Genomic DNA, 24702 nt, shown 5'->3' with positions numbered 1-24702 from the left:
CCCGAACCGAGGAAGAACGATGACCATCGCCGACCACTCCGCCTCCCGCCTCCAAGGACGCGACCTCACCCTGGCCTACGAGCAGCGCGTCATCTCCCGGGACCTGGCCGTCACCATCCCCGACAACTCCTTCACGGTGATCGTGGGCCCCAACGCCTGCGGCAAGTCCACCCTGCTGCGGGCCCTGTCGCGCACCCTCAAGCCCGCGCACGGCCACGTGCACCTGGACGGCAAGGCCATCAGCTCCTACCCCGCCAAGGAGGTCGCCCGCCGCCTGGGGCTGCTGCCGCAGACCTCCATCGCCCCCGACGGCATCGGCGTGGCCGACCTGGTGGCCCGCGGCCGCTTCCCCCACCAGGGGTTCCTGCGCCAGTGGTCCAAGCAGGACGAGGCGGTCGTGGCCGAGGCCATGGCCTCCACCGGCGTGGCCGAACTGGCCGAGCGGTCGGTGGACGAGCTCTCCGGCGGGCAGCGCCAGCGCGTGTGGCTGGCCATGGTCCTGGCCCAGCAGACCCCCCTGCTGCTGCTGGACGAGCCCACCACCTACCTCGACATCGCCCACCAGATGGACATGCTCGACCTGTGCGCCCAGCTGCACGCCGAACGCGACTACACCCTGGTCGCGGTCCTGCACGACCTCAACCACGCCTGCCGCTACGCCACCCACCTGATCGTGATGAAGGAGGGCGCCATCGTCGCCGAGGGCGACCCCTCCACCGTGGTGACCGCGACCCTGGTCGAGGAGGTCTTCGGCCTGCCCGTGCGCATCATCCCCGACCCCGAGACCGACACCCCGATGATCGTGCCCGTCGACCGCCGCGGCGCCACCCGCTGACCCCGCGACCGCCGCAGACGGGCCCGGCCACGGCACGCCCAGGCGGGGGAGGGGCACGCCAGGCCCCGCCGGACGCAACCTCCGCTGCGCGGCGCGCGGGCAGGTCACGAACACGTCCTTGGTGCCGGAGCCGACGGGGGAGGGGCCCAAGGGCGGGGGAGCGGCCCCCGCCGGTCCTTCGCCCGACGGGTACCCGGGCCGCCCGTCACCGGTCCGACCCCCGGGGCCGCCGGGCCACACGGTGGGGCCCGGGGCGCACCACGCGCCCCGGGCCCCACCGCGCCCCTCCCTCGGGGCGTCCCCTCTCAGGCGCCCGACAGCTCCAGGCGCAACACCAGAGCCACCAGCTCCACCAACACCTCCTTGACCGACTCCCGGTCCCGGGCGTCGCACAGCAACAAAGGCACCCGCTCCTCCAGGTCCAGCGCCACCCGCACGTCGTCCGCCCGGTGCGTGCGCTGCCCGTCGAAGCAGTTCACCGCCACCACGAACGGCACCCCGCGCGACTCGAAGAAGTCGATCGCGTCGAAGGAGTCCGCCAACCGCCGGGTGTCGGCCAACACCACCGCCCCCAGAGCGCCCTCGGTCAACTCCTCCCACATGAACGAGAACCGCCGCTGACCCGGCGTACCGAACAGGTACACCACCGTCGACCCGTCCAGCGTGATCCGGCCGAAGTCCAGGGCCACCGTCGTGGTCGCCTTGGCCTCCACCCCGTCCAGATCGTCCACGCCCACACTCTCGGAGGTCATGACCTCCTCGGTGTGCAGCGACTCCACCTCGCTCACCGCCGAGACCAGGGTGGTCTTACCCGCCCCGAAGCCCCCCGCGACCACGATCTTGAGGGTGTCGGGAACCGGCCCCGCACCCTCGGCGTCCATCACGACCAACGACACATCCACTCCACCTCGACACCACCTTGCCCCTCACAGCTGACGGATGCGCTCCAGCACCGAACGCAGCGTCCCGGCGTCGGGCCGGTGCCGCTCCCAGTCGGAGGTGCGCACCACCACACGGCCCTGGTCCAACAGGTCCGCCAGCAGGATCCGCGTCACCCCCAGCGGAAACCCCGACCGCGAGGCCACCTCGGCCACCGACACCGGCTGCGCGCACAGCGACAGGATCAGCTCCAACTCCGGGTCCAACCGCGCCCCGGAGGCCGAGGCCACCGCGACCACCTGCGAGGTCATCGAAAAGTCCGTACGCGAAGGACGCGTGCGCCCACCCGTCAACGAGTACGGCCGGATCAGACTCGACTCGAACGACCACTCCCGTCCCGACTCCCCGCTGGACGGCTCAGCGTCCACACCCTCACCTCCTCACGCTCCCGCGCCGCGGCAGCGCCGACAGGTGCGGACCCACCTGGCGCACCAGACGGTTCACCTCGAACGCCGCCTGGCCCATGTCGCACGTGGACTCGGCCACCAGCGCCAGCGACGCGCCCTGACCGGCGGCCAGCACGAAGAAGAACACGTTGTCCATCTCCACCACCGTCTGACGCACCTCCGCGGCGCCCAGTTGCCCCCGCGCGCCACGGGCCAGGCTCGCGAACCCGGACGCGATCGCGGCCAGCCGCTCACCCTGCTCACGCCCCAGGTCGGCCGAGCACGACAACAGCAGCCCGTCCGCCGACAGCAACAGCGCGTGCCGCGCCCCCGCCACCCGCCGCACCAGGTCGCCCAGCAGCCAGTCCAGCGTCCTGGCCGGGGACTGCTCCTCCGCCGCTTCGGCCGTCCGGCCTCCCGCCGCAGCGTCCGCCGTCATCGACATCACCCTTCCGAGCTCTCACCGGGGCGCGCACCGCGCACGCCGTCTCCATCCCCGTCCGGGGGCTGTGCGCGCCCGCGCAGGCTCCCGGACTGGAAAGCACTCATCATCGACCGGATCTCGGTCAGCGACCTCTCGGCCGCCGCCTCCCGACTCCCGGACTCCCCGGGTTCCCCGGGCGCGGCCGGGGCGGGCGCGGGGGAGGGCTGCACGCCTTTGCGCCGCCGCCGGGGCAGACCCTTGTAGGTGTCGCCCGTCTCCTGGTCCGCCGCCCCTTGCGAGGGCTCGGTGCCGCTCTCGCCCGCGGCCCGTTCCCCGTCGCCGCCCGGTGCGGCCGGGGAGCCGCCCGCCAGGACCAGCCGCTGCGAGCGCGCGCTCTCCTGCGCGGGCGCGGCCTCCGGGCCAGCGGCCGGATCGGGCCCCTCGGCGGCCGTGTCCTGGCCTGCCAGCGCGTCGGCGGGGACGGCCACGACCGCGCACGTGCCGTGGTCCGGCCCGGCGCTCAGCGTCACCTCCAGGCCGTGGCGCGCGGCGATGGTGGCCACCACGAACAACCCCAGTTGGGAGTCCTCGCGCATCCGGGCCAGGTCGAAGCGCGGCGGGTCGCGCAGCAGCGCGTTGGCCGCCTCCACCTGTTCCCGCGTCATCCCCAGCCCCCGGTCGCGCACCTCCAGCACGCACCCGCCGGCCTCGCCGTCGCGGCCGTGCACCGTCACCTCCGTGCCCGGGGGCGAGAAGGACGTGGCGTTCTCCAACAGCTCCGCCAGCAGCCGCACGGTGTCCGCGCCCACCTCGCCGCGCAGCGCCACCCCCGGCACCGCCAGCACCCGCACCCGCACGTAGTCCTCGATCTCGCTGGCCGCGGCCCGCACCGCCTCGTGCAGGCGCACCGGAGCCAGCCCCCGCCGTACCGGGGCGTCCCCGCTGAGCAGCATCAGGTTCTCGGCGTTGCGCCGCATCTGGGTGCTGAAGTGGTCGATGCGAAAGAGCGACTCCAGCACCTTGGGGTCGGTCTCGGCGCGCTCCAGCGCGTCCAACAGCCCCAGTTGGCGGTGCACCAGCGCCTGCGTGCGCCGGGCGATGTTGCGGAACATGTTGCGCACGCCCGCGCGCACCTGCGCCTCCTCCACCGCCGCAGCCACGGCCGCGCGCTGGGCGTCGTTGAAGGCCTCGGCCACCTGTCCGACCTCGTCGGTGCTCTCCACCCGCAGCCGCGGCACCTCGGCGTCCACGTCCACGCTGCCGCCCGCGCGCAGCCGTGCGGTCACCTCGGGCAGGCGTACCCGGGCGTGCTCCAGGGTGGCGGTGCGCAGGTCCTGCAGGCGCCTGCCCAGGCGCTGGGTGGCGCCCACCGCGACCGCGGAGGAGACCAGGGCGGCCACCAGGGCGGGCACGCTCACCAGCAGGACGCTGGTGCGCAGTTCGGCCGACTGCGAGCGGCTGAAGGCGATGACGCGGTCGATCTGCCCCTGTTCGACGTCGCGCATGCGCGCGTCCACGGCCTCGGCGGCGCCCTGCCAGGCGGTGGCGTTGACCGGCACGGTGGCCCCGCCCCGTACGGGCATGGAGATGATGCTCTCCTGGAGCTGGTAGATGCGCTGCAGCTCGGTGTAGGACTCCAGTTCGATGTAGTCCTGGCTGTCCTCCTCGCTCATCTCGACCACGACCCGTTCCCAGGTGTAGTGCTGGGCTCCGGCCGCGGCGGCGAACTGGGCGTGGGCCTGGACGGGGAAGGAGTTGGTGGCCACGGCGTGGGCCAGGACGGTGTCCTGCTGGTTGAGGAGTTCGCGGGTGCGCATCAGCGAGGTCAGGGAGCGCAGGTGCGGGGCCTGGGCGGGGTCGGCGCGCTCGACCTGGCCGTCCCACACGCGCAGGCCCTGTTCGATGACCTCGTCGTAGACGGTGGAGGTCTCCTCCAGGTCGATCTCGGTGGGGGAGGAGGCGTCCACCCGGGCGCGCAGGGTGTCGAGGCGGTTGACGGCGGCGCGGAAGGCCAGGGCCTGTTCGGGCAGGTCCTGGACGTCGAAGGCGTCCAGGCTCCGGCTCAGGGCGTCCACGGCCTCGTCGGTCTGCTGTCGCGAGTAGGTCAGGTACAGGGCGGTGCGCTCGGTGCCCCAGGCCGCGTCCATGGTGGCGCGGCGTTCGCGCTGGAGCGCGCCGATGGTCTCCTCGACGGGGACGCCGACCTGTTCGGTGAAGGTGGCGGTGGTGCGCAGTTCTCCGATGTCGCCGACGAGCAGGGCGGTGAAGGCGGCCCACAGGGCCAGTAGCACGGTGCTGGGGAACAGGACCAGCGTGATCATGCGGGCGCGAAGCGAACGGCGCTTGTTGTGGGGCATGGGCTCGCTTTTGGGGGAGGGCGGTGGACGCTACCTGCGGGGGCGTCCACCGGTGTGGGGGAGGGGCCGGAGTTCCCCAGAGTGAACCGCTCAACGGGGGATTGCGCAAGCCTGAGGGGGACACCGCGGCCCATACGGGCAGGATCGGTGCAGGTGAAAGGTCTGGCCTCAGCTTGGTAACGCGGACTACGAAGCTACTAAGTACTTTAAAATCTACGTCGTACAGCCCGGCCTTCAGTTTCCACTAAACCAGAAAAACAAAAAAGGCGCGGCTCCGCCGCACCGACCACCACAGGCTCCCTCCTCGGGGGACACACCCGCCGCATGTGACCCCCGCCCCGCACACGGGTACGTAGCCCCCAGCGACCACCCGCGCGCGCACCGGCGCGCGCGACCGCCACCGGGGGAGAGGACCCGCCATGAGACTCACCGAGGAACAGATCCGCGACGGCCTGACCCGCCTCACCGACTGGGAACTGGACCCCGCCGCACCCGCCATCCGCCGCACCGTGCGCCTGCCCGACTTCCCGGCCGCCATCGCCTTGGTCAACGAGATCGCCCAGGCCGCCGAACAGGTCGACCACCACCCCGACATCGACATCCGCTACGACACCCTGCACCTGGCGCTGAGCACCCGCTCCGAGGGAGCCGTCACCGACAAGGACATGTCCCTGGCCGCCCGCGTGGACGAACTCGTCCCCTGACCCCGAGGCCCCGGCCCCGGCCCCGGGGGAGCGGCGCACGGGGCGGCGCCGACGCGCCCCCACCACCCCGGGCCACAGGGGCGCAGCCCACCGTCAGCGCAGCCGCGCCCGGCGCATCTTGCCCGAGGCCGTGCGCGGCAGCTCCTCCACGAAGTCCACCACCCGCGGCGCGGCGTGCGCGGCGAACCGCTCGCGCACCCACACCTTGAGCTCCTCGGCCAGCTCCGGAGTGGCCTCACGGTCGGCGCCCAGGACCACCCGCGCACCGATCACCTGCCCCGCCAGCTCGTCGGGGATGGAGTACACCCCGCACTCCTGCACCGCGGGGTGGGCGTTGAGCACCGACTCCACCTCGCTCGGACCGATCCGGTACCCGTAGGTCAAGATGGCCCCGTCGTCACGGGTGGAGAAGAACAACGACCCCTGACGGTCCTGGATACCGGTGTCCCCGGTCAGGTAGTAGGCGCGGTCGGGGGTGAACCGCACCTGCGAGGCCCCCTCCTGGCCGACGTAGCCCTCGAACCAGGCCAGCGGACTGTGCGCCAGGTCCACCGCCACACGCCCGTAGGCGCCCAGGGGAGCGGGGTCGTCGGAGATCGCCTCCAGGATCTGCACCCGCCAGCCCGGCAGGGCGGGACCGATCGCCCCCGGCGGCAGATCGGCCGACCCCTGACCGGTCTCGCCGTTGGGCACGCCCACACACCAGCCCAGCTCGGTCTGCCCGTAGTGGTCGCGCACCGGGACGCCGAACACGTCGGTGACCCAGTCGATGACGTCGGGGGCCAGCGGCTCGCCCGCACTGGCCAGGCTCTGCACCATCACCTCGGGCGGCAGGGTCTTGGTGGCCGCGCGCAGCGTCCGGTAGGTGGTCGGATCGGCCGCCAGGTTGGTCACGCCGTGCACGCCCAGCACGTCCAGGGTCAGCTCCGGGTCGAAGAACCCGGCCCGCAGCGCCAGGGAGTTGTGCCCGGCCAGCAGCGGCGAGACGAGCCCGTGGTAGAGGCCGTAGGCCGAACCCGGGTCGGCGGTGTTCCAGTAGACGTCGTCGTCGCGCACGCCCAGGCCGTAGTGGTGGTAGGCGTGCATGGCGGCCAGGGCGCGCACGGGCACCCGCACACCCCGGGGCGGGCCGATGACCCCCGAGACGTAGACGACGGCCAGCAGGCCGTCCCCGCCCACGGCGGCCTCGGGCGCGGACGGCGCCGCGGCGGTGCGGGCGGCCAGCCCGGTGAGGGTGTGGTCGCCCTCGTGGGCGGGCTCGGCGGCGGTGGTGACGATGTGCCAGGGGCGGTCGGCGCCGGTGACGAGCTTGGCGCGGTACTCGGCGTCGCACACCACCAGGCGGGCGCCGGAGTCGGTGAGGCGTTCGTTGATGGCCGAGGGCGCGAAGGAGGAGAGCAGGGGGACCAGCACGGCTCCCAGACGCCACACGGCCAGGGCGGTGACGGTCAGGTCGACGCCCTTGGGGATGAGGGTGGCGACGCGGTCCCCGCTGGTGACGCCCAGGTCGGCCAGACCGGTGGCCAGGTCGCGGGAGCGCTGGGCGAGGTCGCCGAAGGTGAGGGTGGTGGCCTCCAGGGTGGGGCCGATCTCGGTGGTGGCGGTGGCGTGGGGGTCGTGGCGGTCGCAGAGGAGATGTGCCACCGATGTGGTGGGTGTGTCGTAAGTGGCGAGCCAGTCGCGGACGTGGTGCTCCGGGTCGGGCACGGGCATCGGTGACGGTCCTCTTTTTCGGTTGGTGTGGGGTTTTCGCGGGTTACGTCAACACTATGCCCACCTGTGAGGCTGGCCTCACTCGCGCGCCGCGTGGGCGCTGGGACATGATGTGGGGATGGATAGCGTCGCGGTGGTGGAACGTTTCGGTCTGGGTGCGGATGTGCGCCTGTGGCTGGAGGAGGCGGAGCGGCTGCCGGAGCCGGCGAGGGCTCTGGAGGTTCCGGTGGGTGCTGAGGCGGAGCGGGTGTTGGACCTGTTCGCGCTGGAGGCGGCGGACCGGGCCGAGGTGGCGGCGCTCTGGCCGGGTTCGGGCTCTGAGCCGGGGGAGTGGCCGCCGGAGCTGTGGTACCTGGTGGAGTGCATGTACCGGCGCCTGTGCGCGGACGCGGACCTGGCGCTGGGGGAGTGGCGGGACTGGCCGTCGCTGGTGGAGGCCGAGGACGCGCGGGTGCGCGCGGCGTCGCTGTGGGCGTTCGCGGCGCGGGTGCCCGCGCAGTTCGAGGCGCACGCGGAGCTGGGCGTGGACCCGGCGGTGACGGCGGCGACGCTGGCCGACGTGGGCGTGCAGGTGGCGCGGTCGCGGCGGATGTTCGGCCGGTTGAGCGTGGAGACGGCGTCGTGGGTGGCGGCGCAGTTCCGGGGGCGCCTGTACTGGGTGGGCGGGTTGCAGCTGGAGCCGGGGGTGCTGACCGACCAGGGCGGTGTGGAGTGGTACGCCGAGCAGGAGGCGGCGCGGTTGGGTCCGGGTATGGGGCGCGGGGATCTGGCGCTGCGGTTGCACATCCCTTCGGGGGGCCTGGACCCGGCGTCGGTGGATGACGCGCTGGCGCGGGCGCGGGGGTTCGCGCGCTCGCACCTGGGGTTCGACCCGGTGGTGGCCACGTGTACGTCGTGGTTGCTGGACCCGCAGTGGGAGGAGGTGTTGGGGGAGGGCTCCAACATCGTGGGGTTCCAGCGGCGGTTCACGCTGGTGGGGCGCGGGCAGCCGGGGGAGTCGGACGTGTTCCGGTTCGTGTTCGGGATGCCGGTGGTGGACGTGGCCGCGGCCGGGCGGCGTACGCGGTTGGAGCGTGCGGTGGTGGAGCGGTTGGAGTCGGGGGGTGCGTGGCAGGTGCGCACGGGGTGGTTGCGGCTGCCCGGGTAGGGCTCGTGTGCGGGTTCCCCGGGGTTCGGCGGCGCGCGGGCCCCGGGGGACGCGGGCTCGCGGGTGCCGGGAGTGCGGGGCGGCGGGACAGGGTTCGTCGGGCTCGGCCGGGGCGGGCGGGCCAAGGAAAGGCCTTCGTCCGGCTGAGAGGCGCCGTTCAGCCCCGGGGCATGAGAGGACGGGCAGAGGAGGGGCCGACCACCTCGACTTTACATAATGTGCATTATCGGCGATATGGGAGGGCCTGCGGGGAAGGGGTTCCCGGGCCTGTGGGAGGTGCACGCCCGGGACGTGTGGACGTCGGCGTGGTTGGGCGGCCGAGCTGCCGGGTGGCGGCGCGCGCCGGCCCGGGTCCGGCGCTGAGAACGCCGCCGCACGGTCGTCGCGTGCGCGGCCGGATGCCTGGAACCCCGGAGCGTCTGCCTGCCCGGAGTGCGTGGCGACCGAGCCCCGGGGCCTGAAGGCTGACGCAGGACCGATCGACCAGCTGTCCTCGGCGCGGCTGCGGCCTGGTCCGCTGAACGCTCCATCTCTTCGAACGCGCTGACCGGTTCGCCCCGTCCGGACCGGCCTCGTCGCCGGGGCCGGTGTGTGGGCGCCCCGGAGGCCTCACCCGCGGTCAACCGTGACCTGGGTGTTTTTGCGCCGTGCTGGTCACCCGGGCGGGGCGTGACGCCCCGGTGCGGCAGGTCGGCTCCAAGAAGAAGGTGCTGGTGGGCGGCGGGGTGTCCCCTGCGAACGCGCCCCTCTCCCGATTCCTGCATGTTTCATGCATAAACCGTGTTATGCATGATTTTGTAGGGTTTTATACTTATATGCGAAGTTTCGTGGCGGCTGGTCGGCCGCCGAGTCACTCACCGGTGACCCTTCCCCCGCGCGCTCGACCCCGGGCCCGCGCCCCGCCGAACCCCTCCACCGGCCTGCGACCGCTCCACGCCGCTCGCCCCCCCTGCTCCCCCGCCCAAGCCTTCGAGTCCGGCGTCGCCCGGAGTCCCCCCTCCCCTGCCCCGGGGTGGACGACCCCGTGGAACGCATGGAGTGACATATCAGTAACGAAAAGTCACCGAACCTGGATCGTGCGCGGACTCCCCCGGACGCCGCTCCCCCTTCGGGCGGGAGCGTCCTCCCGTGAGGCCGGAGGGCGACGCGTGGACCTCTGCCGACGGGGCGCGGCCGTGCCGTCATGGTCAGGGCCCCTCCCCCGCCGCCCCGTGTCGAACGCGTTCGAACACGGTGGAGGGAGGCGGTGGAAGCGCCCGCGGAATCGGGGATGCTGGGGGCATGAGTGCTCAGACGGGGCCTGTGGCCGAGGCTGTGGAGCAGTACCTGGTGGCGCGTCGGGCGGCCAAGCCCTCCCCGCACACGGTGGCCGCCTACCGGCGTGATCTGCGCGGGGTGTTGGGGTGTGTGGCGCAGGTGGTGGGTGTGGAGCCTGAGCGGGTGGGGTGGCAGGACCTGGAGGCGGGGGTGCTGCGGGCGGCGTTCGCGGAGTTCGCCGGGGAGCGGGCGGCCTCCAGTGTGGTGCGGGCGTGGTCGACGTGGAACGGGTTCTTCGGGTTCTGGGTGGCGGAGGGGGTGGTGGCGGGCAATCCCATGTCGGCGGTGCCGCGGCCGCGGGTGCGTCCTTCGGGGCCCAAGCCGTTGATGGGTGAGGACACGCCGGAGCGGTTGTTGGAGGCGTTGGCGCGGGGTGCGCGCAAGGCGCGTGATCCGTGGCCGGAGCGGGATCTGGCGGTGCTGGCGTTGGCGCTGTTGACGGGGATGCGGTCGGCGGAGATGTTGTCGCTGCGGGTGGAGTCGGTGGGCGGGCGTTCGGGTGAGCGTCGTATCCGGGTGGTGGGCAAGGGCGGGGGTGAGCGGGTCCTGCCGATCGAGGTGCCGTTGGAGGCGTTGTTGGAGGCCTATCTGGTCTCGCGGCGTGAGCGGTTCGGGGTGGTGCGGGGGTCGGATCCGTTGTTGGTGGACAACCGGGGTGAGGGGTTGCGCCGGGGCGGGCTGCAGTACCTGGTGCAGCAGTGCTACAAGCACGCGGGTGTGCACGACCGGGTGGCGCGGGGGACGCTGGTGCACGCGTTGCGGCACACCTTCGCGACGCGGTTGGCGGAGGACGGGGCGTCGGTGTCGGAGATCATGCATCTGCTGGGGCACGCGTCGGTGGCGTCGTCGCAGGCCTACATCGAGGTGACGGCGCGGGCGCAGCGGGAGGCGGCGTCGTCGAACCGTACGTACGGGGTGCTGCGGCGTCTGGTGGCCGAGGGCGGGGGCGGCTGAGCCGGGGGGTGGCTAGGCTTTGCCTGTGGATACGACTTACTTGACTGTGTCATCGGTGAACGTGAACGGGTTGCGGGCCGCGGCGAAGAAGGATCCGGGGTTCGTGGGGTGGTTGGCGGACACCGACGCCGATGTGGTGTGCCTTCAGGAGACGCGGGCCGAGGCCGAGCAGTTGCCGACGGGTGTGGTGGCGCCTGAGGGGTGGCACGTGGTGTTGGCTCCGGCGGCGGCGCGGGGGCGTGCGGGGGTCGCGGTGTACTCGCGGCGTGAGCCCGACGGGGTGCGGGTGGGGTTCGGCCATGCCGAGTTCGAGGACGCGGGCCGGTATGTGGAGGTGGACCTGGGTGGGGTGACGGTGGCGAGCCTGTACCTGCCCTCGGGTGAGGTGGGCACCGAGCGCCAGGAGGAGAAGGAGCGCTTCATGGAGGCGTTCCTGCCGTATCTGGTCAAGCGGCGGGCCGAGGTGGAGGAGCGCGGTCGTGAGCTGGTGGTGTGCGGGGACTGGAACATCGCCCATGCCGAGGTGGATCTGAAGAACTGGCGGGGCAACCGCAAGAACGCGGGGTTCCTGCCCGAGGAGCGGGAGTGGTTGTCGCGGGTCCTGGGTGAGGCGGGGTTCGTGGACGTGGTGCGGTCGTTGCATCCGGATCAGGAGGGGCCCTACACGTGGTGGTCCTACCGTGGTCGTGCCTTCGACAACGACGCGGGGTGGCGGATCGATCTCCAGGTGGCCACGCCGGGGTTGGCGGGGCGTGCGGTGGAGGCGCGGGTGGAGCGTGCCGCTGAGCACGCCGGGCGTTGGTCGGATCATGCTCCGGTGACGGTGTGCTACCGGGTGCGGTAGGAGGAGGCGGTCATGGGTGTGCCGATCGTTCTGGTGCACGGGTTGCGGGTGTCGGGGAGTATGTGGCGCCCGCAGGTGGAGTTGTTGGAGAGCGAGGGGCGCACGGTGGTGGTTCCCGACCTTCCGGGGCACGGGTCGCGTCGGGGTGAGGAGTTCTCGCTGGGGCGTGCGGTGGACGCCGTGTTGGACGCGGTCGACAGTGTGGGCGGTCGGGCGCTGGTGGTGGGGTTGAGCCTGGGCGGGTTCGTCTCGATCGCGACGGCGGCCGCGGCTCCGGGGAGGGTGGCGGGGTTGGTGGCGGCCGGGTGTACGGCCAAGCCGGCGCAGTTGTTGGCGCAGGTGTACCGGATTCCGGCGGTGTTGATGGACCGGTTGCCGGACAAGGGTGCGGCGGTCAACGAGCGGTTCCACCGGTTGACGTTGCGTGATGGTGCGGCGGAGGCGGTGTTGGGTGGTGGTTTGGCGGTGGAGGCGGCCACGGCGGTGATCGACGCGGTCTCGGAGATGGACGTGTTGGCGGCGTTGTCGGCGTACGAGGGTCCGGTGTGGTTGATCAACGGGGCGCGGGACCACTTCCGGATCCATGAGAAGCGTTTCTTCGACGCGTGTGCGGATGGTCGGTTGGTGAACGTGCCGCGGGCGGGGCACATGGTGAGTTTGGATCAGCCGGTGAATTTTTCGCGGATCGTCGCGGACGCGGCTGATGTGGTGTCGGGTCGTGAGCGTGCGCGGCGTGCGCTGGAGTCCGGGGAGGGCTGAAGCCGCGGCGGTTGCGGGGGGCGGGGGTTGGTGTGCCTTCGCCCCCCTTCGGTGTGTCAGGGGGTGGGTGCTGGCAGGCGGAAGTAGATGGCGGGGTTGTGGTGGCCGGGGTGCAGGGGCGCGGTCAGGCCGAGTTCTTCCTTGAGTTCGCGTAGGGCGCGGTGGGTGTGGGGTGCGCGGGCGGCGGAGGCGGTGAAGAAGGCGGTGGTGTGGGCGGTGAGCCAGGCCATGACGTGGGCGCCTTCGGTGAAGGGCGGGGTGGAGTGGCGCCGGAAGACGTCGTGGACGGTGACGGTGGTGTGCGGGGGCAGGGTGGGCAGCAGGTGGTGCAGGTACCAGCGGGCGAACCAGCCCTGGTGGGTGGCGTTGATGTGCAGGTGGTCGGTGCGCGGGGGCAGGTGGGCGGTGCTGGTGCGGATGTCGCCGTGGGTGAAGGTCCAGCGGTCGTGGGTCAGGTCGGTGGGGACGTGGCGGGGCGCGTGGTCGCGGGTGTCGAAGGAGTGCAGGTGGCCGGTGCCGTTGTCGCGCAGGGCGGACAGGATCCAGGTGGTGGACCAGCCGTGGTCGGTGCCGATCTGGACGGTGTGGGCGGGGGTGTTCTCGCGGAGGAGGAGGTAGGTGATCTCGGCTTCGATGTCGTCGGTGCAGGGGCGCAGGCGGGGGTCGGCGGTGTGGTGGTGGCGCATCTGGTCGCGGACGCGGGCCAGGTCGTCGCGGTGGGTGCGGTAGAGGTGGCGGATGTGGTCGAGGTCGATGGTGGTGGGCATGTGGTTTCCCCGGGTGTGGCGTGGACACGGTGTGGTTGCTGAAAGTAGCAGTGTTGTCGCCGTGTGTTCATCTGGGGGTGGGTGTGTCGTCGTGTGCGGGGCCGGGCTGCAGTGCGCGTTGGGCGGGTGGTGGGTCGGGCCCGTGCGGGGGTGATGGCCGGTCGGGGTTTGTTACATATTGCACATGATGGAGTCATCCGCTGTTTTCGGTGGGTTCGGGACTGTCCAAGGAATGGGATGCTCCCTAAGGTTGGCCAGGTGACAAGCAGTGCGACGCCGCCTCCGAGTGCGGCCAACCAAACGCAGACCTCCGGTGCCGGACTGGCCCATTCGCTCCGGCGCCGCCACATGGCGCTGATCGCGATCGGCGGTTCGGTGGGCGCCGGGCTCTTCATCGGTTCCGGGTCGGTCATCCAGATGGCGGGCCCGGCGGCGGTGCTCTCCTACGTCCTGGCGGGCGCGCTGGTGTTCTTCACTCTGCGCGCCCTGGGCGAGATGGTGGTGGCGGTTCCGGCCGGGGGTTCCTTCTCCGACTACGCCCGGCTGGCCTTCGGTCCCCGCGCCGGTTTCACCATCGGGTGGGTGTACTGGTGGATGTACGCGGTGCTGGTGGCCGCGGAGTCGGTGGCCGGTGCGGCGATCCTGGGCCAGTGGGTGCCGGGTGTGCCCGGGTGGGCGCTGGCGCTGCTGGTGCTGTTGTCGATGACGGTGGCCAACCTGGTCTCGGTGCGCGTGTTCGCCGAGACCGAGTCGTTCTTCTCGTTGGTCAAGGTGGCCACGATCGTGGCGTTCCTGTTGATCGGCGGCCTGTGGGCGCTGGGTCTGTGGAGCGGTGCGGGCGGCTCCAGTGTGGCCAACCTGTGGGAGCACGGCGGGGTGGCGCCCAACGGGTGGGTGGCGGTGCTGGCGGCCACGGTGGTGGTGCTGTTCGCCTTCGGCGGGGTGGAGATCATCACCGTGGCCGCGGGTGAGAGCTCCGAGCCCGAGCGCGGTGTGGCCTCGGCGGTGACCAACGTGCTCTGGCGGATCGGGCTGTTCTACGTGGCCTCGATCCTGGTCGTGGTGATGGTGCTGCCGTGGAACAGCGTGGATCCGGGGCGCAGCCCGTTCGTGGCGGTGATGGAGCTCGTGGGTGTGCCCGGGGCGGCGCTGATCATGGAGATCGTGGTCTTCATCGCGGTGCTGAGCGTGTTGAACGCGGCGATGTACACCTCCTCGCGGATGCTGTTCACGCTGACCCGGCAGGGGGACGCCCCGCGGGTGCTGCGCGGGACCAGCCGGCGGGGTGTGCCGGTGCGGGCGATCCTGCTCGGCACCGTGGTGGGGTACGGGGCGGCGGTGGCCGACTACCTGTGGCCCGATCGGGTGTTCCCGTTCCTGGTGGCCTCGATCGGCGCGATCCTGCTGGTGCTGTTCCTGACCATCTGCGCCTCGCAGTTGGTGGTGGGGGCGCGGGTGCGTCGGCGTGAGCCGCAGCGGTTGACGCTGCGGATGTGGGCGTTTCCGTACCTGACGTGGGTGGTGTTGGGGGGTCTGGTGACGATCTTCGTGGCGATGGTGGTCATTCCCGACCAGCGTCAGGCGCTGTTGGCGTCGGTGGGGTCGGTGGTGGTGGCCTTGGTGGCCTATGAGTTCCGGCGCCGGTGGGGGCGTACGCCGCCCACGGACCGGGTGCTGGCGGTGCCGGACCGGCCCGACGCGGAGGCGCTGCGCCGTCGTCCGGGCGTCGAGTAGCGCGGGGTGTGCCGCGCTGCGGGGAGCGGTGTGCGGTGTCCCTTGGTCGGTGGTCGTCGTGGCGCGGCGGGCTTGGCGGGGCTCCGCTCCCGGTAGGGGCGGGGCCCCGTCGCCGTGGATACGGTCCCCTCCCCCGGAACGGGTGCCCGTCTTGAGGTGAAGTGATGCTGTTTCTGGTTTTTGTCGCTAGGGTGCTGCGCAACCTCTGAGAGGAGCACCCCCGTGCGTCACTTCATCGGCTTGCTGTCCGGTCTGATCCTGGGTCCGTTGCTGGTCCTGCTGGCGGGGTGGGCGTTCACCCACCTGCGCGGCTTGCACGCGGTCGGTCTGGGCGCCCTGCAGGGCTCGGGTCCCCTGGCGGTGGCCGGGTTGGTGGGTGCGGGGCTGTTGGTGGCGATGGTGGCGGTGCCGCCGCGGCTGACGCCGATGCTGCCCCTGGGCGCGGCGCTGGCCGTGGGTTCGCTGAGCGCTCTGTCGGTGTGGCGGATGTACCTGCTGGAGCGGTTGCCGCAGCTGCCCGGGACCGAGGGCGCTCTGGTGCTGCTGCCGCTGGGGGTGTTCGTGCCCTTGGTGGTGGTGCTGGTGGCCCCGGTGTTCGTGGGGCAGCGCTGGCGCCGTGAGGACGATGAGGGCCCCAGCGAGGAGGAGTACTTCGAGGGCCTGTACGAGGACGAGCGGGACCCCCGGCGCACGCGCAGTGCGACCGAGTCGGTGCCCCACACCCCCCGGCACCGGGCCTGAGGCAAAGCGTCTCGGGGCCCCTTTGCGGGGTCCCGGGCCGCCGGTGTCGTGTCGGGTCGTGGGAGGTGCGGCGCGGGCCGTCAGCGCCAGGCGGGCCCCCAGCCCGAGCTGTTGGACACCCCGGGCGGCAGGGGCGGCAGGATGCCGTTGCCGCCGGTGTGCTCGGCGGGGGGCCGGGGCGCGTGGGGCGGCTGCGCGGGGGCGGAGGGCTGCGCGGGGGCGGTTTGGGCCGGGGGTCGGACGGGTTCGGGGCGGGGTGCGCTCTGCGGCTCCGGTGGGGCCGCCGGTTCGGGGGCGGGGGGTTCCTCGGGCAGGAAGCCGCGTACGCGCAGGGGTTCGGCCTCCTCGGTGCCGAGCACGACCGGTTCGGGCAGCGGCGGGTGCTGGTCCTCGTCGGCGCTGGGGATGGCCGGTTCCGCCGGGGCGACGCGCTTCCACCACAGCGCCGCCTCCTCGGGGGGAAGTTCGGCCTCCACCTCCAGCCAGCCGCGTACCTGGGGGTGGCGCCTGGCGGCGTTCCAGGAGCGGGGGTAGGGCTGCTCGTCCAGGACCAGCAGGTGTTCGCCCTCCAGGGTGGGGATCTCGGCGGGCAGGCCCTCGTTCCACACCCAGGTGCCGTCGTGGGCGACCAGGTTCCACCAGCCGCGCACGGTCTGGGCGGCGGGGTCGGGCGCGCTGTCGCGGAAGGCGGCGACCCAGCGCGGGTCGGGCGGGTCGCCGGGCAGGCCCTGGCGGTGGGGGCCGATGAGGGCGTCGGCGAGCAGGGTGTGCAGTTGGGCGTTGTCGCCCACGCCCTCGAAGCGGACGCGGAAGGCGCGCTGGGAGGCGCGGTCCAGGACCAGGGTGCCGGTGGTCTCGGCCATGCGCAGCAGGTCGCGGACCTGGCCGAACTCGGTGAGCAGTTCGGAGAGCTGGTTGGCGATGGCCAGGAGTTCGGCGTGCAGGGCGGGGTCGCGGCGCATGTGGGCGCGGACCGGGGCCTCGCTGAGCATGGTCCTGGCGGCCAGGCCGTGGCGGCGGATGGTCCACCAGCACATGGTGGCGCCGGGGGCGTCGTTGCCCAGGTCGGCGGTCACGCGGGCCTCGGCGTCGGCGGTGACGGCGTCGGGGTCGGGTGGGGCGTCGGTGCCGGTGCGTTCCCAGGCGCGGACGAAGACGATGGCGCCCCGGCCCATGGTGCGCAGGCGGCGCAGGACCTCGACGCCGGTGGGGCCGGGGTCGGTGCCCATCTCGACCAGGGCTCCGGCGACCAGGGACAGGTCGGCGATGATGCCGGGGGCGGCGTGGTCTCCCGAGAGCAGGGGGGCCAGTGCCTCCAGGGCGAGTTCGCGTTCGGAGGCGGGGATCTGGGAGGCCAGCACGTAGACCTTGTGGACGGCTGGGGGGAAGTGTTGGGGGTCGGTGGCGACGGAGGCGTCGATCAGTTCTTGGAACGCCGCGCGAAACTCGTCGACCATGGGCCCGTCCCCTTTCTCACGGAACCAACCTAATGTCTCATCAGGGAAGGATCGCACTTTAATTGGTGATTTCGAGTACTACTGGTGTGTTTGTTGGCAAGCTGAGATGCCCAAGGGGCCACAGGGTGCGGGGTCACAGGCCCAGCCGGGTGACGGCGTTGTCCTCCAAGGGGTTGGCGGTGCGGATGTAGTCGTGGACCGTGCGCGGGTTGGTCCAGCGGCCCTGGCGCATGATCTCGCGGTCGCTGGCCCCGCCCAGGGCGGCCTGGGTGGCGAACCCCGCCCGCAGGGAGTGCCCGCCGAAGTCGTCGGGGTCCAGCCCGGCGCGGCGGGCGTAGCGTTTGACCAGCTCCCCCACGGCCCGGCCCGACATCGGGCGCGTCCCGAGGTGGCCGTGGCGGTCCACGGTGGGCAGCAGGGGGCGCTCGGAGCCGTCGGCCAGGTCCGTGCCCGGCCAGCCCTGGCACAGGTGGGCCAGGGCCCCCTCGGGACGGGGGTGCTCCAGCAGGGCGGCCACCGCCTCCTCACCGCCCGCGCGGTGGGCCCGGACCAGGGCGGCCCAGTCGGCGTAGGCGCACACCGGGCAGGTCTGGCGGTGCCTGCCCCGGGGCAGGGCGACCCTGTGGCCGTGGCGGCCCTCCTGGTCGGTCTTGGTCGCGCCCAGCGCCACCACCAGGGCGGGGGCTCCGGTGGCGGGGTCGGTGTGCAGGGTCAGGTCGTCGAAGGTCAGCGCGGCCAGTTCGCTGCGGCGCAGGGCCCCGCCGAACCCGGTCAGCAGCAGCAGGGTGTCGCGCCTGCGGGCCACCCCGTGGGGGTGTTCGGGGCCCGGGCGCACCGACAGCAGCGCCTCCAGGACGGGCAGGACGACCGGTTCCTTGCGGCGCGGACGGGCCCGGCGGGTGCGGCGGATGCCGCGCAGGGTCATGCGCACGACCTCGGCGCGGGTGGGCGATTCCAGGCCGTGGGCGCCGTGCACGGCGGCGATGGCGGCGGCGCGCCGTTCGATGCTGGAGGGGGCCAGGGCCCAGCCGGTGTCGTCGGGGGTGCGCTCCTGGGCGCAGGCGGCCAGGTACACGGCCGCGTCCACCGGGTCGGCGGGCAGGGACTGGCGTTCCTGGGCCAGGCACCAGGCGGTGAAGGAGGTCCAGTCGGCGCGGTAGGCGCGCAGGGTGTTGGGCGACTGGGCGCTGGCCAGGTAGCGGCCCAGGGTCTGGGCCTGTTCGGTGTCGAAGCGCTCGCGCACCCGGGCCAGGGCGCGGGTGTCGACCAGGACGCTGGGGGTGGCCTGCTCCAGGCGGGCGCGTACGGCTCCGGGCAGGGCGATCTCGTGGGCGGGTTCGGGGTCGGGGGTGGGCTGGGGTGTGTTCACGGTCATCCATGATGGCCCAGGGGCCCGTGCGAAGGCGTGAGGCGGCGCGGGTGCCCGGGGGCGGCGGAGCGGGCGGGGCGGGGTGTCAGCCGAACAGGTGGGTGGTCAGGGCGTCCCAGAGTTCGGCCAGGGGCATGACCCACAGCAGGGGCAGGGCCGAGACGGCCAGGGCGGCGGTGAACCCGATCGCGGCGATCCTGCGCCGCAGGACCAGGGCGGCCACGGCCGAGGCCGCCGGGACGGCCAGGGCCAGGATCAGGACCCAGACCAGGGCGTTGCCCACCGGGTCCAGGCTCTCGGGGGGCACCGGGGTGTCGGGGGCGGCGTGGATGACCGATTCCTGCAGGTCCATGAACACGAACAGCAGGTTGGCCAGGGCCAGCGGGGTGCCCAGCAGCCACACCAGGGTCAGCACCACCCATAGGGCGGTGATCCTGCGGTCGGGCGGTTCGGCGACGACCACCGGGGTGCGGCTGACGCTGGCTGCGGGCGGGAGCGGGCCGGGCTCCGCGGTGCTCTCCTGCGGGTGCGGGGCGGTGTCGGGGCGCTGGGCCTTGCGGCGCTTGCGTTTCTTGGGTGACACGTGGGTAGCCTACCGCCGGTTCGGACGGGGGCCGGGCCCCGCCGGACGGGCGGGGTTCACAGCGCCTGGGCCAGGTGGATGGCCACGACGAAGACTACCGGCCAGACCAGCAGGGCCAGCGACCACAGGGCGGCTCTGCGGTCCCCGGCGACGGTGGCCACGGCGGCGGCCAGCAGGGGGATGCCCACGGCGGCGCCGAAGGCCAGGGTGAACCACTCGGCCGCGGAGCCGGCGTGGGCCTGGACGCTGAGTCCCCGGAGGTAGCCGGCCGGCCCCAGCACCAGGCACATCAGGGCCAACAGGGCGATGACGACGCGGATACCGGTGGGGTGGCGGGTGTTGCGGCCGTTGCCGGGGGCGGAGGGACGGTCAGACACGGGGGCCGTGGTGCCTTTCGAGAACGGGTGGCGGTCCAGGGCGGGCGGGGGCACGCCCGCACCGGGGGTGCGGGTGGTGGTTCTTGCCGTCAGAAGACGCAGGGCACCGCTCCCGGCGTGTGGGGCCCGGGGCGCGTGCGGTGCTGTTTGACCTCTCTCCCATCCGAAGCGGGGGGATTCTTCCCTCGCGGGTCGAGCTTTCTGCTTCGTTGCTGGTTGCCGAACCGAACTGTCGGAGGGCGGAGCACCGCCCATCGGTCTTACACCAGCTCCCGCCCCTACTGTGTGGGCTTCGCCAGGATCACACAGCGGGGGCTCGACCGCACTCCCCGCCAGCCGGGCGGTAGGCCGATTCGGACTTGGTTCTCATCCGGATCGACGCTCACCAAGCTAGCACTGACTCGGGCAGCTCCGAAACCGCAGGGCGGGGCGGTCAGTGCTGGGCGGGCCAGGGGCGGGCGCCCTCGGTCAGGCGGGTGAAGGAGGAGAGCAGGCGCAGTTCGTCGATGCTGCGTGGGGCGGTGGTGAGCAGGTCGGGTGAGAAGACCACCGCCGCGACCAGCTGGGCGCGCGACAGGGCCACGTTGAGGCGGTTGCGGTCCAGGACGAAGGCGGTGCCGCGGCTGGCTTCGGCGGCGTTGGAGGTGGTCATCGAGCAGATGACGGCGGCGGCCTCCTGGCCCTGGAACTTGTCGACGGTGCCCACGCGCACGCCCTCCAGGGCGGGGTGGGTGTGCTCGGCCTGGGCCAGGGCGCGGCGCAGGGCGCGCACCTGGAGGTTGTAGGGGGCCACCACGAGGATGTCGTGGCCGGTCAGGGGGCGCGGGTGCGCCTGGTCGGGGCCGACGACCTTGTCGGTGACCAGGTGGGTGGCCACCTCCACCACCGCCTGGACCTCCTCGGGGCTGTGGGTGGTGCGGCCCTGATGGGGGGTGGGCAGGGTGTACACGCCCGGTGCGAGGGTGGCCAGGGCGCGGTCGGCGGTGCTGGGGTGGGCGTGCAGGCGGCCCTGGTAGGACAGGGCGGAGACGGTGGCGCACACGTTCGGGTGCATGCGGCGGGTCTGGTCGAGGAAGTAGCCGCGTGAGGGGTCGATGATCTGGCGGCCGGCCATGAGGTGTTGCAGGGCGGAGGCGTCGGCGCCTTCGCCGTGGGTGCCCTGGACGACCTGGGGCAGCTGTTGGGGGTCGCCCAGCAGGACGAGGTTGCGTGCGGCGGCGGAGACGGCGAGGGTGTCGGCCAGGGCGAACTGTCCGGCCTCGTCGATGATGAGCACGTCCAGGGGGTCGGCGAGCATGGCGGCGTTGGACATGGCCCAGGCGGTGCCGCCGATGAGGACGGGGTGGCCCTGGGCGGTGTGCTTGTCGCGCCAGCTGGCCAGGGCCTGGGGGCTGGAGGGCTGTTCCCAGGGCAGGTCCTGGTCGGTGTCCTTGCCGCGTCCCTTGGCGCGTTTGGCGGCGGCCACCTCCACCCCGGCGGCCTCGGCGGCGCGCAGGGCGGCGGTCATGACGTTCTCCACGGCCTTGTGGCCGGTGGAGCACACGCCCACGCTCCTGCCCTGGCGGGCCAGGTGGGTGATGAGCTGGGCGGCCAGGTAGGTCTTGCCCGCGCCGGGCGGGCCCTGCACGGCGAGGTAGGAGCCCTCCAGGCGGTCCACGGCGGCGATGGTGGCGTGGATGAGGTCGCCGTCGTGGTCGGCGGGGTCGGGCAGCGGGCCGGGGGTGCTCAGGCGCGGCGGGATGCGGCGCAGCACGTCCAGGCCGGGGTGGTGGGGCCACTGGGGCAGGGTGTCCAGGGCGGTGCGGGCCACCGTCTCCAGGGCGCCGTCCTTGGGGGCGGGGTTGACCGGGGAGCCGGGCAGGACGGCGACGGGGGGCCGGGAGTAGGTGGAGTCGGGGTCGCAGGTCTCGGTGATGGCCAGGGTGTCGGCGTCGGCTTCGGCGACCTTGGCCTGGGTGGTGGTGGCGGGCTGGCCGGGGGCGCCGGGGTAGAGCAGGTGCACGTCCTGGCCGGAGGTGAAGGGGTGGGGGTGGGCGGTGTCCAGGCGCAGGGAGAGTTCGCGGCGGGACTTGCGCTGGCGGCCGGTGGGTTCGATCCACTCCCCCGCGCGCACCTGCCAGGGAACGGCGCAGTCGGTGTCGGACTCCAGGTCGGTCAGGGGGGCGCTGGTGCGCCGGTAGTGCTCGCGCCAGGGGGGCAGGTTCTCGCGCTGGTAGTAGCCGACCAGGGCGGCCAGTCGGGCGCGGGTGTGGTGGTCGGGTTCGCGGTCCTGGGCCTGGTCGGGGACCTGGTCCAGGAGGGGTTCGGTGAGGGCGGCGTGGCGGGCGGCCTTCTCCTGGCGTTTGCGGGCGCGTTCGGCCTCGGCCTCGGTGAGTTCGAGCTGGACCAGGGGACGGTCGGTGATGCCCTGGTGGGTGCGGTGGTCCTCCAGCCAGTCGCGCAGGCGCGCGGTGGAGTGGCAGTCGTCGCGGTTGTAGGCGGCGATGTCGGCCAGGACCCGCGCGGCACGGTCGTGGTCGTCGGCCTCGGTGGCGGCCAGGTAGGCGGCGTAGGCGTCGATGCTGGAGGTGGCGGTGGTGACGCCGCCGGAGCGGGCGGCGGGCAGGTAGAGGGGTTCGAGGTACTTGATGGAGTAGGAGCGCTGGGACACGCGCAGGCTCTTGCGCACGACGGTGTACAGGTCCACCAGGCGGTTCTCGCGCAGGAGCCGGTTGACCTCCTCCTCGCGGGTGGCGAACTCCGAGCTCAGGTGTTTGAGGCGGTCCACCTCGTAGGAGGCGTAGTGGTAGACGTGGGCGCCGGGGTCGGCGTCCACGCGGGCGGTGGCGAAGTCGACGAAGTCCTCCAGGGCCTTCTTCTCCTGGGCGCGGTCGTGGGCCCAGAAGGCGTGGAAGGTCTCGGCGCCGTGGGCGTCCTCGGTGGTGGCGCCGAAGAGGTACTCCAGGCCGCGTTCGCCCTCGCGGGAGTGGTAGGGGTAGCCCTCCATGTCGAAGAAGACGTCGCCGGGGCTGGGGGCGGGCAGGCCGGCCAGGCCGTCGGGGGCGAAGACCTCGGCGGTGACGGTGCCCTGGGGGTTGTCGGGGGTGCGGGTGCGGTCCTGGCGGACCTGGAGGGCGGCCTGGGCGCGCAGTTGGTCGAAGGAGCGGCGGGGCAGGGTGGTGGGGCGCTGGTCGTCGTCGGCCCGGGCGAGGGCGTCGATGGTGTCCAGGCCGGAGTCGGTGAGTTTGGCGGCCTGGTCGGTGCGCAGTCCGGCGACCAGGGACAGGTGGCGGGCGGCGGTGCGCCCTTGGGAGCACCAGGCCTGGTAGCCGCAGCCCTCGCATGCGGGGCGGGGCTGGCCCCAGGTGGGGGCGGGCAGGGCGGGTTCGCTGGCCAGGAGGGTGAGCAGTCGGGTGGTGACGGTGCTCAGGATGGGGGTGAAGTCGGCGGTGGGCAGGGTGTGGGTGTGGTTGTCGCCGGTGAGCAGGTGCATGTGCTGGGGGGTGTGGCCGGTGGCGACGCTGACGGCGTGGGCGTAGGCGGCGAGCTGGACGACGGCGCCGGGGCCGGGGCGGCGGGCGAGCTTGGTGTCCCAGGGTTCGTAGGTCCAGTTTGGGGGTGCGGGGGTGCGGGTGCGGCCGGTGGCGGGGTCCAGGTCGGAGCGGATGAGGAAGTCGGCGCGGCCGTGGAAGGACACCGTGCGCCCGTCGGGGTCGGGTTCGGTGAGGCGGTGGTGGAAGCTGCCCTGGTAGATGACGGGGACTCCGGCGGCCATGGCGTCGGCGGTGGCTTGGGCGGCCGCGGCCAGGGAGGCGTCCTCGGGGCGGGGGTCGGGCATGCGGGCGACCTCGACCAGGGCGCTGAGGCGTTCGAGTTCGGCCTGTTCGTGGGCCAGGCCGTGCTGGGCCACGAGCGGGTCGATGTCGGTGGGGGCGGGTGCGCCTTCGACGCGGGCGGCCAGGGCGGTCTTCAGGGCGCTGCGGTGGTCGCACTCCAGGGTGTCGACGAGGTCGGTGGGTGAGACGACCCAACCGGTGGTGGTGCGGAACACGCCCCTGCTCCCCTGTGTGGTGTTGGTGTGGGTGCTGGGGATTGTGCCATGAAGCGGTGACGTGTGGGGGCTCACACGCGCGGCGGATGCGGTGCGAGGGGCCGGTTCGTGCGGGCCCGCGCCGGGAGCGTGCGTCGTAGCGGGCGGTGGCCGGTGGGCTTCGGTGGCGCTGCCTCGGCCGGGGTGTGGTGTGCTTCGCGCAGGGCGGTGGCCGGTGCGCCCCCGAAGGCGGCGGGGGCTGTCCGTCTTCGCGCTGGTAAGCGGGCCGCGAACGACGACGCTGCGGCGGCCCGTCCAAGGGCCGCCGCGGCGCGCACGCGTGCGGGTGCAGGGGTGTTAGCCCACGACCTGCCAGTCGACCTGGCCCACACCGGCTCCGGTGCCGATGATCTGGTCGAAGGCCGCGGTGGACAGGTCCAGGCAGCGTCCGTCGACGTAGGGGCCGCGGTCGTTGATGCGCACGGTCACGGACTCGCCGCTGCTGGGGTTGGTGACCTGGACCTGGGTGCCGAAGGGCAGGGTCTTGTGCGCGGCGGTCATGGCGTTGGGATCGAACGTCTCGCCGTTGGCGGTGGTGCGTCCGGCGAAGTCGGCCCCGTAGTAGGAGGCCTGGCAGGAGCCGCCCTGGCCGGTGGACTCGGAGTCGGAGCCGGTGTCGGCGGCGGGTTCCTCGGCCTCCTCGGTCTCCTCCTCCTCGGGCTCTTCGAGGATGTCGGAGGCGTCGGTGCTGGAGCGCTGGGTGGCGGAGCCGACGGCCTCCTCGGCGAGCTGCTGTTGCTCCTGCCCGGCGTTGGGTGTGGCGTCGTCGGCGACCAGCGGGTCCGGGTCGGCCTGGGGGACGCCCGCGGCGTTGGTGGCGCTGCCCGGGTCGGCGCCGGTGGCGATGACGGCCGCGGCGGCGGTGCCGCCCACCAGCAGTGCGGCCCCGGTGGCCGAGGCCAGGATCAGGGTGCGCTTGCGGCGGGAGCGCTTGGCGGCCACGCGGGGGCCCACGGGCGCGTCGGCGCGGGTGGCCTCTTCTTCGGCCGGCGGGTTCTGGGGCTGGTGTGTGCCCACGACGGATAGTCCTTCGAACGGGAACAGGGCGTGGCGGCGCGGGTGCTCCGGAGTGGGGCGCGCGGTTGCCGTGGCAGGGTGCGCGGGTGGTGCGGCGCCCCGGGTCGCGGGAGGGCGCGGCGCCTGGAGCGGGCCGCCGGGTGGTGCGCGGGGTTCTGGGCGCAGATCCTAGGGGTAACGCGAGGGTAACGGTACCGGAAAGGAAGGGT

At 73.0% G+C, this 24702-nt stretch carries 20 protein-coding genes; 8 read left to right on the top strand and 12 right to left on the bottom strand.

The window, feature by feature from the left end:
* Positions 1-19: 19 nt before the first annotated feature.
* Positions 20-835 (top strand): ABC transporter ATP-binding protein, encoded by an 816-nt coding sequence (locus AC0VX6_RS14765; RefSeq protein ID WP_274973278.1) that lies wholly within the window; start codon positions 20-22, stop codon positions 833-835.
* Positions 836-1140: 305 nt separating this feature from the next.
* Here the strand turns inward: AC0VX6_RS14765 and AC0VX6_RS14760 are convergent, their stop codons facing one another.
* From AC0VX6_RS14760 to AC0VX6_RS14745, 4 genes are read right to left on the bottom strand one after another with little or no spacing between them, the layout of a single operon-like run.
* Entirely contained in the window at positions 1141-1716 is a 576-nt protein-coding gene (locus tag AC0VX6_RS14760) for a GTP-binding protein (RefSeq protein WP_036552209.1), read from the bottom strand.
* 45 nt (positions 1717-1761) lie between these two features.
* Positions 1762-2142, bottom strand: a complete 381-nt coding sequence (locus tag AC0VX6_RS14755; RefSeq protein WP_274973277.1) for a DUF742 domain-containing protein — start codon at positions 2140-2142, stop codon at positions 1762-1764.
* A 4-nt stretch (positions 2143-2146) separates the two neighbouring features.
* Entirely contained in the window at positions 2147-2605 is a 459-nt protein-coding gene (locus AC0VX6_RS14750) for a roadblock/LC7 domain-containing protein (protein ID WP_274973276.1), read from the bottom strand.
* Complete coding sequence (locus AC0VX6_RS14745; RefSeq protein WP_475464737.1) at positions 2605-4941, bottom strand: sensor histidine kinase; 2337 nt, start codon at positions 4939-4941, stop codon at positions 2605-2607. The genes AC0VX6_RS14750 and AC0VX6_RS14745 overlap by 1 nt, the downstream gene beginning before the upstream one ends.
* Before the next feature lie 419 nt (positions 4942-5360).
* On the opposite strand from AC0VX6_RS14745, the gene AC0VX6_RS14740 reads away from it, so the two are divergent.
* Positions 5361-5645, top strand: coding sequence for a 4a-hydroxytetrahydrobiopterin dehydratase (locus AC0VX6_RS14740; RefSeq protein WP_475464736.1), 285 nt, complete (start codon positions 5361-5363; stop codon positions 5643-5645).
* A gap of 93 nt (positions 5646-5738) precedes the next feature.
* On the opposite strand, the gene AC0VX6_RS14735 is transcribed toward AC0VX6_RS14740, so the two are convergent.
* Positions 5739-7358 carry an AMP-binding protein gene (locus AC0VX6_RS14735; protein WP_274973274.1) on the bottom strand — a complete coding sequence of 540 codons (1620 nt, stop codon included), beginning with the start codon at positions 7356-7358 and terminating at the stop codon, positions 5739-5741.
* Positions 7359-7476: 118 nt separating this feature from the next.
* On the opposite strand from AC0VX6_RS14735, the gene AC0VX6_RS14730 reads away from it, so the two are divergent.
* From AC0VX6_RS14730 to AC0VX6_RS14715, 4 genes are all read left to right on the top strand, one after another.
* Positions 7477-8505 (top strand): acyltransferase domain-containing protein, encoded by a 1029-nt coding sequence (locus tag AC0VX6_RS14730; protein WP_475464734.1) that lies wholly within the window; start codon positions 7477-7479, stop codon positions 8503-8505.
* Positions 8506-9786: 1281 nt separating this feature from the next.
* On the top strand, positions 9787-10776 hold the full coding sequence (locus AC0VX6_RS14725; protein ID WP_274973272.1) for a tyrosine-type recombinase/integrase: 990 nt from the start codon (positions 9787-9789) through the stop codon (positions 10774-10776).
* A 25-nt stretch (positions 10777-10801) separates the two neighbouring features.
* A complete protein-coding gene (locus tag AC0VX6_RS14720) occupies positions 10802-11620 on the top strand; it encodes an exodeoxyribonuclease III (RefSeq protein ID WP_475464732.1) in 819 nt (272 codons plus the stop codon).
* Between the two features lie 12 nt (positions 11621-11632).
* On the top strand, positions 11633-12379 hold the full coding sequence (locus AC0VX6_RS14715; RefSeq protein WP_274973270.1) for an alpha/beta fold hydrolase: 747 nt from the start codon (positions 11633-11635) through the stop codon (positions 12377-12379).
* Positions 12380-12435: 56 nt separating this feature from the next.
* Here AC0VX6_RS14715 and AC0VX6_RS14710 read toward each other — a convergent pair whose 3' ends face one another.
* Complete coding sequence (locus tag AC0VX6_RS14710) at positions 12436-13146, bottom strand: class I SAM-dependent methyltransferase (RefSeq protein WP_274973269.1); 711 nt, start codon at positions 13144-13146, stop codon at positions 12436-12438.
* A gap of 348 nt (positions 13147-13494) precedes the next feature.
* Between AC0VX6_RS14710 and AC0VX6_RS14705 the strand changes: the two genes are divergently transcribed.
* Positions 13495-14880 (top strand): amino acid permease, encoded by a 1386-nt coding sequence (locus tag AC0VX6_RS14705; RefSeq protein WP_475469357.1) that lies wholly within the window; start codon positions 13495-13497, stop codon positions 14878-14880.
* A gap of 222 nt (positions 14881-15102) precedes the next feature.
* Positions 15103-15621 carry a hypothetical protein gene (locus AC0VX6_RS14700; RefSeq protein WP_274973268.1) on the top strand — a complete coding sequence of 173 codons (519 nt, stop codon included), beginning with the start codon at positions 15103-15105 and terminating at the stop codon, positions 15619-15621.
* An 80-nt stretch (positions 15622-15701) separates the two neighbouring features.
* Here the strand turns inward: AC0VX6_RS14700 and AC0VX6_RS14695 are convergent, their stop codons facing one another.
* From AC0VX6_RS14695 to AC0VX6_RS14670, 6 genes are all read right to left on the bottom strand, one after another.
* Positions 15702-17078: a hypothetical protein gene (locus AC0VX6_RS14695; protein WP_475483725.1), complete on the bottom strand. Its 1377-nt coding sequence runs from the start codon at positions 17076-17078 to the stop codon at positions 15702-15704.
* Positions 17079-17211: 133 nt separating this feature from the next.
* Positions 17212-18453 carry a tyrosine-type recombinase/integrase gene (locus tag AC0VX6_RS14690; RefSeq protein ID WP_475469225.1) on the bottom strand — a complete coding sequence of 414 codons (1242 nt, stop codon included), beginning with the start codon at positions 18451-18453 and terminating at the stop codon, positions 17212-17214.
* Between the two features lie 79 nt (positions 18454-18532).
* The gene (locus AC0VX6_RS14685) at positions 18533-19030 is read right to left on the bottom strand and encodes a hypothetical protein (protein ID WP_475469224.1); all 498 of its coding nucleotides are present in this window, start codon (positions 19028-19030) and stop codon (positions 18533-18535) included.
* A 56-nt stretch (positions 19031-19086) separates the two neighbouring features.
* Entirely contained in the window at positions 19087-19407 is a 321-nt protein-coding gene (locus AC0VX6_RS14680) for a hypothetical protein (protein WP_212639747.1), read from the bottom strand.
* A gap of 433 nt (positions 19408-19840) precedes the next feature.
* On the bottom strand, positions 19841-23437 hold the full coding sequence (locus AC0VX6_RS14675; protein WP_475469222.1) for a TM0106 family RecB-like putative nuclease: 3597 nt from the start codon (positions 23435-23437) through the stop codon (positions 19841-19843).
* Positions 23438-23773: 336 nt separating this feature from the next.
* Positions 23774-24493: a septal ring lytic transglycosylase RlpA family protein gene (locus AC0VX6_RS14670; protein WP_475469220.1), complete on the bottom strand. Its 720-nt coding sequence runs from the start codon at positions 24491-24493 to the stop codon at positions 23774-23776.
* Between the last annotated feature and the right edge of the window lie 209 nt (positions 24494-24702).

Source organism: Nocardiopsis sp. iso_25, from assembly GCF_056173305.1.
Note: the sequence above shows the minus strand (reverse complement) of the source record. Positions and strands in the feature narration are given on the sequence as shown.